Annotated in this window: 9 protein-coding genes; 5 read left to right on the top strand and 4 right to left on the bottom strand. The window is 35.9% G+C overall.

Features of this window, described 5'->3' with window-relative positions:
• Both GNY06_RS12595 and metG read left to right on the top strand, forming a co-directional pair.
• Window positions 1-460, top strand: a 460-nt coding sequence (locus tag GNY06_RS12595; RefSeq protein WP_166520406.1) for a porin family protein, incomplete at its 5' end; no start/stop codon positions are given.
• A gap of 78 nt (window positions 461-538) precedes the next feature.
• Window positions 539-2,572, top strand: coding sequence for a methionine--tRNA ligase (gene metG, locus GNY06_RS12590; RefSeq protein ID WP_166520405.1), 2,034 nt, complete (start codon window positions 539-541; stop codon window positions 2,570-2,572).
• A gap of 106 nt (window positions 2,573-2,678) precedes the next feature.
• Here the strand turns inward: metG and GNY06_RS12585 are convergent, their stop codons facing one another.
• Entirely contained in the window at window positions 2,679-3,389 is a 711-nt protein-coding gene (locus GNY06_RS12585) for a class I SAM-dependent methyltransferase (protein ID WP_166520404.1), read from the bottom strand.
• 290 nt (window positions 3,390-3,679) lie between these two features.
• A complete protein-coding gene (locus GNY06_RS12580) occupies window positions 3,680-4,819 on the bottom strand; it encodes an acyl-CoA dehydrogenase family protein (protein ID WP_166520403.1) in 1,140 nt (379 codons plus the stop codon).
• 117 nt (window positions 4,820-4,936) lie between these two features.
• On the opposite strand from GNY06_RS12580, the gene GNY06_RS12575 reads away from it, so the two are divergent.
• The 3 genes from GNY06_RS12575 (at window position 4,937) to GNY06_RS12565 (ending at window position 8,336) form a co-directional block, all read left to right on the top strand.
• Window positions 4,937-6,706, top strand: coding sequence for an AMP-dependent synthetase/ligase (locus tag GNY06_RS12575; protein ID WP_166520402.1), 1,770 nt, complete (start codon window positions 4,937-4,939; stop codon window positions 6,704-6,706).
• Between the two features lie 52 nt (window positions 6,707-6,758).
• A complete protein-coding gene (locus GNY06_RS12570) occupies window positions 6,759-7,442 on the top strand; it encodes an SIR2 family NAD-dependent protein deacylase (protein WP_166520401.1) in 684 nt (227 codons plus the stop codon).
• Window positions 7,443-7,670: 228 nt separating this feature from the next.
• Window positions 7,671-8,336, top strand: coding sequence for a YggS family pyridoxal phosphate-dependent enzyme (locus GNY06_RS12565; protein WP_166520400.1), 666 nt, complete (start codon window positions 7,671-7,673; stop codon window positions 8,334-8,336).
• A 134-nt stretch (window positions 8,337-8,470) separates the two neighbouring features.
• Here the strand turns inward: GNY06_RS12565 and GNY06_RS12560 are convergent, their stop codons facing one another.
• Together GNY06_RS12560 and lpdA are read right to left on the bottom strand one after the other, a co-directional pair.
• On the bottom strand, window positions 8,471-9,298 hold the full coding sequence (locus tag GNY06_RS12560) for a CvfB family protein (protein WP_166520399.1): 828 nt from the start codon (window positions 9,296-9,298) through the stop codon (window positions 8,471-8,473).
• A gap of 119 nt (window positions 9,299-9,417) precedes the next feature.
• Complete coding sequence (gene lpdA, locus GNY06_RS12555; RefSeq protein WP_166520398.1) at window positions 9,418-10,821, bottom strand: dihydrolipoyl dehydrogenase; 1,404 nt, start codon at window positions 10,819-10,821, stop codon at window positions 9,418-9,420.
• Window positions 10,822-10,832 lie beyond the last annotated feature (11 nt).

Below are 10,832 nucleotides of genomic sequence, written 5' to 3'. Positions count from 1 at the left end.
CCTTAATGCTCCTATATCTACCACTTTAAGCCTTCAGCCAGAAGTTATTTACAATGACTTGGGTTCTAAAGTAACCTTTGGGAATGATCATAAAAATTCATATAGCACTAATTTAGGTTATATTGCTGTTCCTGTAATGCTACAATATAACGCTACGCCTGAATTTTATTTAGAAGCAGGTCCTGAATTTGGTTTCTTAATAAGCGCTAAGAATAAACTGAAAGATGGGGATGGACGTTCGTTAGAGACCGATTGGACAAAGACTGCTACCCGTAATCTAAACACTTTTAACCTAGGAGTAGGATTAGGATTAGGATATCATATTACCCCTAAGGTAAGTATCAATGCTCGTTATGTTGCAGGAATCACCAATATTGGAAAAGATAAAGATCTTATAGGGAAAAGCTACAGCGATTCTAAAAACAATGTATTTCAAGTAGGTTTAGGATTGGCATTCTAATAAAAACTAAAAGTAGATATAAAAGGTCAAGCAGAATGCTTGGCCTTTTATGTATATTTGCAAAAAACTAAATAAAAAATGTCTATAAGGAAGATAATTACGGCAGCTTTGCCTTACGCAAACGGACCGGTTCATATAGGGCATTTAGCAGGAGTTTACATCCCTGCAGATGTCTATGCAAGATTTCAGAGAAGATTGGGTAAAGATGTCGCTTTTATTTGTGGATCGGACGAGCATGGCATTCCGATTACGATACGGGCAAAAAAAGAAGGAATAAGTCCTCAAGATGTAGTAGATAAATACCATGAGATTATTAAAAAATCTTTTTTAGATCTCGGTATTTCCTTTGATGAATATTCTAGAACGAGTTCTAAGAAACACTATGAAACCTCACAAGAGTTCTTTAAAACACTTTACGAAGCCGGGAAATTTACAGAAGATATCTCCGAACAATATTTTGATGAACAGGCCCATGAATTCTTAGCAGATCGCTATATTGTAGGCACTTGTCCCAATTGTAAAAATGAAAATGCTTATGGAGATCAGTGTGAAAAGTGTGGCTCTACCCTTTCTCCTTCCGAACTGATCAATCCAAAATCTATGTTGAGTGGGAATAGTCCCATTCTTAAGGAAACCAAAAACTGGTATCTTCCCCTAAATGATTATGAAGCCTTTTTACAGAAATGGATTATTGAAGGCCATAAAGAAGACTGGAAGCCGAACGTATATGGACAAGTAAAATCATGGTTAAACGATGGGCTAAAGCCTCGTGCTATGACCAGAGATCTCAATTGGGGAATTCCTGTACCCTTACCTGATGCTGAAGGTAAAGTTTTATACGTCTGGTTTGATGCTCCCATAGGCTATATTTCTTTTACACAAGAATGGGCCGAGAAAAATGGCAAAAACTGGAGAGATTACTGGCAGAATGAAAATAGCGATTTAATTCACTTTATCGGAAAAGATAATATTGTATTCCATTGCATTATTTTCCCTTCTATGATGAAGGCACATGGTCAATATATTATGCCTAAGAATGTCCCTGCTTTCGAATTCCTAAATTTGGAAAATGATAAAATATCAACTTCCCGAAATTGGGCAGTGTGGGCACACGAATATATAGCCGACTTCCCTGGACAACAAGATGTTTTGCGTTATGTGTTACTCTCTTCGGCACCAGAAACTAAGGATAACAATTTTACATGGAAAGATTTTCAAACCAAAAACAATTCAGAGCTGGTAGGAATTTTTGGGAATTTTATCAATAGAGTGGCGGTATTGATACACAAATACTATAAGGGTATTATTCCACAAGGGAACACTCAATCCCCTGAATTATTGGAAATTAGTAATACTGCTAAAGAGATTGCCTCTGCATTGGAAAAATTTGAATTTCGAAATGCGCTCTCCTCTCTGATGAATTTAGCGCGTTTTGGAAATCAATATCTTCAAAATGAAGAACCCTGGAAAACGATAAAAGAACAACCGGAGAAGGCTGCACAGTCTCTATTTGTAGGTGCACAACTGGCAGCAGCTTTAGCACAATTATCCGAACCCTTTATGCCCTTTAGCTCGGAGAAATTACTTTCTATGTTTAATATCGAGCGTATGAACTGGAGTATACTGGAAAATAATAGTGTGCTTATAGAAAGCGGACATCGGATTAAAGAAGCTTCACTTCTGTTCTCTAAAATCGAGGACGAAGTTATTGCAGAACAAATACAGAAACTTGAACAAACCAAGCAGAATAATAAAAAAACCAATCCTAATGCTGAAGCAATGAAGGAAGAGATTTCTTTTGATGATTTTGCAAAAATAGATCTGAGAACAGCTACGATTCTAGAAGCTGAAAAAGTAGAAAAAGCAGATAAGCTTTTAAAATTTAAAGTAGATACAGGGGTGGATATTAGAACTGTGGTATCTGGTGTTGCTCAAAGTTTTAAACCTGAAGAATTAATTGGAAAACAAGTGATGATTCTTCTAAATCTGGCACCGAGGAAAATCCGCGGAATTGAATCTCAAGGTATGTTTTTACTAACGACTAAACCCGATGGAAAACTCTCGTTTGTCACTCCTGATGAAACAGTAGAAAATGGTATTGAAATCGGCTAAACTAGCTTATTACAACTTAAAAAAATAAAAAGATTTTGGAAAATTCTCCAAAATCTTTTTTTATATGCTCTCTCTATCCTGCCCTATTTATAAATGGTCTATAAAACTATGGGTTTATCCGTGTCAATCTCGCTAGATATGAGTCCTGTTCTTGAATTAATTTTTCTACTAAAAAACCATGGTGGACCGCAACATTTCTTAGGGTTTCAAAATCCAGATACAACCATTTTATAGGCTCTTCCGTTTCTCCCTTATAGTGTACAATATAGTCCAGCTCTCCATAATAAGCTTCCGCAGGAATAAAAACCCCTCCATCCTCATCCCTGTCATACATATACAGGATATCTGTTCCATCAATTAGGATCTGACCATAAGGATTTAGCAGAGCGCTTAACTTATGAAAATAAACATCTATTTTCGTCAGGCACTCAAAAATACCCGTTCCATTCATTAAGAGTAAGATAGTATCAAAAGTTTGCCCATAGTAGTCGAGTATAGGGGTGCATATGGTATTTTTTATCCCTCTCTTTTTGCAAATCTCAATCGCTTTAGGGGAAATATCAAGAGCGGTTACCTCTTTATTTCTTTCATTCTGTAAATAAAGGCTATGCCCTCCTGCTCCTGCCCCCACATCCAATATACTGCCTGTAGATAATTCAAGAGCCTTTCTTTCGATAGCGTTCATCTCATTAAAACTACGGAATAAATAAGCGATGGGTAGTTCATCCAGATCTGAAATAGAAGTCTCTGTTTGTATATCCTGTGGATTTTCACCATGAAAATAATCCCATATCGCTCTTCCCATTAAATCTTTCATCCGACAAAACTACAAAAAGATGAAGAAGATTATAGAAAACGCTGATAGTTTTAATTAAAGTTTACGCTATCGCAAAAATAAAATTATACTGAGAATAAAAATAGCCCCTCCTAAAGAGTTTACAAGATTCGCCTATAAATACTAATATTTTCGGATCCGGTTTGATAGTAAATTAGTATGAATATGATCTCCTGCTCTACAGAAAATTAAAATTCATCCCTTAAAATCATAACTTTTTGTTTTTTTCATAAATAACTTCTGAAATGGTCGTGTATTAAAGTTGATGAAAATTATTGTGCAATAGACCTAGAGATCACAATTTTCTGTATTTCTGAAGTCCCTTCATAAATCTGAGTGATTTTAGCATCCCGCATTAAGCGTTCAACATGATATTCTTTTACATAGCCATATCCTCCGTGAATTTGTACTGCTTCTACGGTAGTTTCCATGGCGGTTTTGGAAGCGTATAATTTTGCCATAGCCCCACTTTCTGAAATATCTTTTCCCAAATCTTTTTCTACAGCTGCTTTAAAACATAGCATCCTGGCTGCTGTAATATTCACATGCATATCCGCTAATTTAAAAGCAATAGCTTGATGGTTAATGATTTCGGTACCGAACGCTTTTCTCTCCTTTGCATATTTTAAAGCCCGTTCATAAGCTCCAGAAGCAATTCCTAAAGCCTGAGATGCGATGCCTATTCTACCACCATTGAGCACCGCCATAGCAAATTTAAATCCGAAACCATCTTCTCCTATTCTATTTTCCTTAGGGACTTTAACATCTGTAAACATCAGAGAATGGGTATCACTACCTCTAATACCTAGTTTGTCTTCTTTATTTCCTATCACAAAACCCTCCCATCCTTTTTCAACGATAAAGGCATTAATACCCTTATGCCCCTTCTCGGGATAAGTCTGAGCAATGACTATATAGTAGGTAGCTGTCGCACCGTTGGTGATCCAGTTTTTAGTACCATTCAACAAATAATACTCACCTTTATCTTCAGCTGTGGTCCTCTGGGAAGTAGCGTCCGATCCCGCTTCAGGCTCGGACAGGCAAAAAGCTCCGATTACCTTCCCCTGAGCTAAGGGAACAAGATATTTTTGCTTCTGTTTTTCACTCGCAAACCGTTCTAAACCCGCACATACAAGAGAATTATTAACAGACATAATAACTCCTGCAGAAGCATCTATTTTCGAAATCTCTTCTAATGCCAATACATAAGAAATACTATCCATTCCCGCTCCTCCATATTTGGGATCTATCATCATTCCCATCAATCCCATCTCTCCCATTTTTTTTACCTGCTCTTTGGGAAATTTTTGAAGGTTATCTCTTTCGATAACACCAGGGAGAAGTTCATTTTGTGCGAAATCCCTAGCGGCTTGCTGAATCATCAGTTGTTCTTCTGAAAAGTTAAAATCCATATTATTATAAAGTTATTTTTCGTAAAAATACAATTTTTAAAAAAATCATTAAAAAAATAATTTTTGATAGAAAGAATAAATATTTTATCTTTACGAACACCCCTAAAATTTTATATTATGGCAATAAAACGACTTTTTGATTTGGCACATAATGCACTAAAGCGATATCCTAAAGAAGATATGTTTGCGATGAAAATAAATGGAGAATGGGTAAAGGCCTCTACACAATATTACATAGCGCAAGCCAATAAAATGTCGAGAGGTTTAATAAAACTCGGTATTAAGCCTGGAGATAAAATAGGTCTCATCTCGCATAATAATAGGACGGAATGGGTTATTATGGATATTGGGCTTTCTCAAATCGGCGTCATCAGCGTACCTGTATATCCTACGATCAGTGAAGAGGGGTATGAATATATTTTTAACAATGCAGAAATTAAATATTGTTTTGTATCGAATGAGGAACTTTATAATAAATTGATCTCTATACAGCCTAAAATTAAAAGTTTAATGGGCATCTTCAGTTTTGAGGATATAAAAGGAGTTGCTAACTGGAAGGAGATCCTGGATTTGGGAGAGGAGGATAGTACCCAAAGCGAAATCGAAGATATTACCAATACTATTAAAACAGATGATATTGCAACTCTTATCTATACCTCTGGTACGACAGGTCATCCCAAAGGAGTAGCACTCACCCATGAGAATATTATATCGAATGTACTGAATTCTATACCCAGACTGCCTGAAACCAAACTAGATTATAAGCATATAAGAGCATTTAGTTTTTTACCGCTGTGCCATGTTTTTGAACGTATGCTCCTCTATTTTTATCTGTACAATGGATATTCTATTTATTTTGCGGAAAGTATAGAAAAAGTAGGAGATAATATAAAAGAAGTAAAACCGCATTTTATGACGGTAGTTCCGCGTATGGTAGAAAAAGTATACGATAAAATATACAATACTGGTGTAAATGCAGGCGGAATAAAATCCAAAATTTTCCATTGGTCATTAGCGTTAATCGAAAACTACGAAATCGGAAAAAATATTGGAATAAAAGGCTGGATTGCCGATCAGTTGGTTTTCAAAAAATGGAGAGAAGGCTTGGGCGGAAATCTTATAGCTCTTATTTGTGGATCTGCGGCTTTATCTCCACGCCTAAATAGAATTTTTTATGGCGCCGGAATTCCTATTCTAGAAGGCTATGGACTTACAGAGACTTCTCCAGTTATATCGGTAAATAGTCTTAAAAATCTAAAATTTGGTACGGTAGGAATACCTCTTGAAAATCTTAAACTTAAAATTGCTGAAGATGGTGAAATTTTAGTAAAAGGTGCTTCTGTATTTAAGGGGTATTACCTGGATGAAGAGAAAACTAAAGAAGCATTTACAGAGGATGGCTATTTTAAAACGGGTGATATTGGCCATATAGATGGAGAAGGTTTTTTAAAAATTACCGATAGAAAGAAAGAAATTTTTAAAACTTCGGGTGGAAAATATATTGCGCCTCAGTTAATTGAGAATATGGCCAAAGCTTCTAAATTTATTGAACAGATTATTGTGATTGGCGATGGAGAAAAAATGCCGGCGGCTCTTATTCAACCTGAGTTTGATTTTTTAAAAGCCTGGGCAGCAAGAAAAGCTTATCATATCGGCAATACCTATGAAGATATCTGCAATAATGAAAAAGTGATCAAACGTATCCAAAAGGAAGTGGAAAAACTCAATAAACAGCTCGGCCAATGGGAGCAAATTAAGAAATTTGAACTGACACCTATGGTATGGAGTATTGAAAATGGACTTCTGACACCTACCTTAAAGCTAAAACGCAAAGCTATAAAAGAATTTTTTATTGATTTGTATAATAAAATTTATGATTATCATTAAAAAGAAACAAAAGCCGAAAATTTTCGGCTTTTTATATTTATTGTAATAAATCATGAAAAAAATAGTCGTGTTATCGGGTGCGGGAATCAGTGCTGAAAGCGGAATTAAAACATTTCGGGATTCTAACGGGTTGTGGGAAAATCACTCTATTGAAGAAGTGGCTAGCCCTGAAGGATTTTTAAGAAATCCACAAAAGGTATTGGATTTTTATAACCTGCGCAGAAAGCAGCTGAAAGAAGTCACCCCTAACGAAGCTCATTATATTCTGGCAGCCCTTCAACAAGATTTTGATATTCACATTATCACTCAAAATGTAGATGATCTGCATGAAAGAGCTGGTTCTCAAAAGGTACTCCATTTACATGGAGAGCTTAAAAAAGTAAGACCTGTGAACAATGAAAATAAAATTATCCCCTGGGAAGAAGATCTAAACTGGGGTGATCAAGATGAGGAAGGGACACAACTGCGACCTCATATTGTGTGGTTTGGTGAAATGGTACCTGAAATGGATAAAGCTATCAATATAACATCTATGGCAAATATTTTATTAATAGTGGGCACTAGCTTACAGGTCTACCCTGCGGCCTCTTTAATGCACTATATCCCTGAATATTGCCAAGTTTTTGTGATAGACCCACATTTAGATGAACACCTGACATCTGCCAATAATTTCTTCAAAACTTCGGCTACTAAAGGAATGAAATTGTTTAGGGATATTATAATTTCCGAACGATAAACTTGTTTTAAATTTTTGCTTTCGGTAATTTTGAACATCCAATATTCGGTTCCTCTTGATTGGTTCTGCATGGAAGGTTTATATAGCCTAAATACGGAACTCTATTTAAATGAGGATAAAATAGCTTTACATTTGGAGAAAATATCAACCTTAGAGAAAGTTTTTTACAGACTTGACTTTTGGAGCGGTACTTTCAAAAAAGAATAATTTGAAACATAAAGATTAACCATGTTTATAGCAAAGAATTACAAAGAAATTATAGAAAATATACCCCCTAAAGTCACTTTAGTTGCCGTATCTAAAAACCATCCTGTAGAAACTATCAGGCAAGTATACGAGTTGGGACAACGTGTTTTTGGAGAAAATAAAGTTCAGGAAATGGTGACCAAACAAGCTTTATTACCTGATGATATAAAATGGCATTTAATTGGGCACCTCCAAACCAATAAGGTAAAATATATAGCTGGCTTTGTAGATACTATAGAGAGTGTAGACTCCGAAAAACTTTTGATAGAAATAAACAAACAAGCTATTAAGCACCAGCGCATTATAAAAGTATTACTTCAAGTAAAAATTGCAGAAGAAGACTCTAAAACAGGTATGGAAGTCTCCGAGGCTAAGGAAGTTTTTTTTAAATATCTTCAAGGTCATTTCACAAATATCTCCATCACCGGTCTTATGGGGATTGGGACCTTAACAGAGGATTGTGAAAAAACACGTCGGGAATTTTTATTTCTAAAACATCTCTTCGACCAGCTATCTACACAAAAACCATTAGAAACCCTCTCTATAGGAATGAGTGGAGATTATCTCTTAGCCATTGAATGCGGAGCTACTTCGGTAAGAATAGGCTCTTCAATTTTTGGAATAAGAAAACAAACTTTTAACCCTTGATGATTTTCATTATAAAAACTCAAACCACAGTTTAAACTGTGGTTTGATAATTTTAAATTTTGTTTTACATTTAGCTCCCTATTCCGGAAACTCTATGTTGTTCTCTAGTCCTTAAGAATGGATCTGGAATTAAATTAGTGTTTAAGTCTGATTTTATCTTCCAAAATTTCAATAATTTGATCTTTATAGAGACCTCCAATGGCCTTTTTAAAATTCTTTTTACTCATGTGGAGTTCATTCTTTATTTCTTCTGGAGAAGATTGATCGGATAAGTAAAGTAAGCCGCCATTTTCTTCCAACGCGTCCAAAACACTTTGACGGAAGTTATCTATATTTTCAAAACCATCAGGTTGGAGGCTGACATCTATTTTTCCATCCTCTCGAATCGATTTGATATAGCCTACTTCTTCATTGAGGGGATATAACTTTTTGTAAACATCAGAACTGTAGATTAATCCAATATATTGCTGGTTAATGACTACATTCCATCCTAATTCTGTTTCGTTCATTAATATTAAATCTACTTTCTGCCCTTTTTTAAGATCGATATGGGTATATTGTGGATTGCGCTTAAATTTCGTAGTTCCAGTAATCAGTCCGGTTTCTTCATTAATGTATACGTATACCAGATATTTTTTATCTTCTACGATTTTACCTTTCTGCTGTTTATAAGGTATAAATAAATCTTTGATAATCCCCCAATCCATAAAAGCACCACTGGGTAAGGTCTGCACCGCACGGAGTACAGCATATTGATCTACTTCACAAAAAGGAGTTTCCGTGGTCGCTTTTAGCTCCCCCTCTTCCTGGTAAATAAATACTTGTACATCGTCTCCGACTTCGGTATCTGCTTCGGCAAAAAGTTTAGAAAGAAAAACTTCATTCCCCGATTCATCCTTTAAGTAAAACCCTGCTTCTGACTTTCTGGAAACTTTTAGGTATTGGCTCTTTCCTATTTGCATACTATTTTTTTACAAAAATAGGCTTTTATTTAGCGAAGTAAAATTTTATTATGCTACTAAAGTAAAAAAGCGATCAAGAGTGATCGCTTTTTTTTATTTTCACCTTTCAGGATTTTACTTTACATGTGTATAGCCCGCTTGCCTGTAGCATCTAAAGCGGCTTCTTTTATGGCCTCTGTATAGGTAGGGTGAGCATGAGAAATTCTGGCGATATCCTCTGCCGAAGCACGAAATTCCATAGCTACCACCGCCTCGGCAATCATATCGGCAGCCCTGGCTCCAATCATATGCACGCCTAAAATTTCATCTGTTTTTTCATCTACCAAAATTTTAATAAGACCGTCGGTATCCATACTCGCGCGGGAACGTCCTAATGCGCGCATAGGAAAAGAACCTACTTTATAAGCTACTCCTGTTTCTTTTAATTGTTCTTCTGTTTTTCCTACGCCTGCTACTTCAGGCCATGTATAAACGACCCCCGGAATCAGGTTATAATTGATATGAGGTTTTTGGCCTGCTAAAGTTTCCGCTACAAAAACGCCTTCTTCTTCTGCTTTATGGGCTAGCATAGCACCTTTCACGACATCTCCAATAGCGTATATGTTGGAGATATTGGTTTGTAAGTGATCATTTACTTTCACTCTTCCTCTTTCATCGAGTTCCACTCCAGCCTTTTCAAGACCTAAGCCTTCTGTATAAGGGCGGCGTCCTACCGAGACTAAGCAGTAATCTCCTTCAATATTAATTTCTTCACCTTTTTTATCTTTTGCACTTACGCTTACAGTTTTCCCATTTTTCTCTACACCGGAAACCGCTGTAGACAGCATAAATTTCATCCCCTGTTTTTTCAATGTCTTCTGCAACTCTTTAGATAAAGTAGCATCCATTCCTGGAATAATTTTATCCAAATATTCGACTACAGTAACTTGGCTGCCTAAACGTAAATATACAGAACCTAGCTCAAGACCAATAACCCCTCCACCTATAACAATAAGGTGTTTTGGTATTTCTTGTAGATTTAAAGCTTCTGTAGACGTGATTATTCTCTCTTTATCTAAATTAATAAAAGGCAATGTAGAGGGCTTAGAACCTGTTGCTATAATGCTATTTTTAGCTTCAATAACCTCTGAAGTACCATCTTCTTTTGTTATTTTAATTTCCGTAGCCGATTCAAAACTGGCCCTCCCCTGTAATACAGTGATCTTATTTTTATCCATTAGAAAATTAATTCCTTTGGTCGTCTGATCCACAACTTCATTTTTGCGGTTAATCATTTGTGTGAGGTCCACTTTAGGGGTATCGATTTTAATACCATGGGCAGCAAAATTATGCTTTGCGTTTTCAAAATGCTCAGATGAATCCAATAAAGCTTTAGAAGGAATACAACCTACATTAAGACAAGTACCTCCCAGTTTATCATATTTCTCTATAATTACAGTTTTAAAACCCAATTGTGCACATCTAATTGCTGAAACATATCCCCCAGGACCCGAACCTATAACGGCTACATCGAATTGATTCATATTATAATTTT

This window comes from Elizabethkingia argenteiflava (genome assembly GCF_009904105.1).
Taxonomy (GTDB): Bacteria; Bacteroidota; Bacteroidia; order Flavobacteriales; family Weeksellaceae; genus Elizabethkingia; species Elizabethkingia argenteiflava.
Note: the sequence above shows the minus strand (reverse complement) of the source record. Positions and strands in the feature narration are given on the sequence as shown.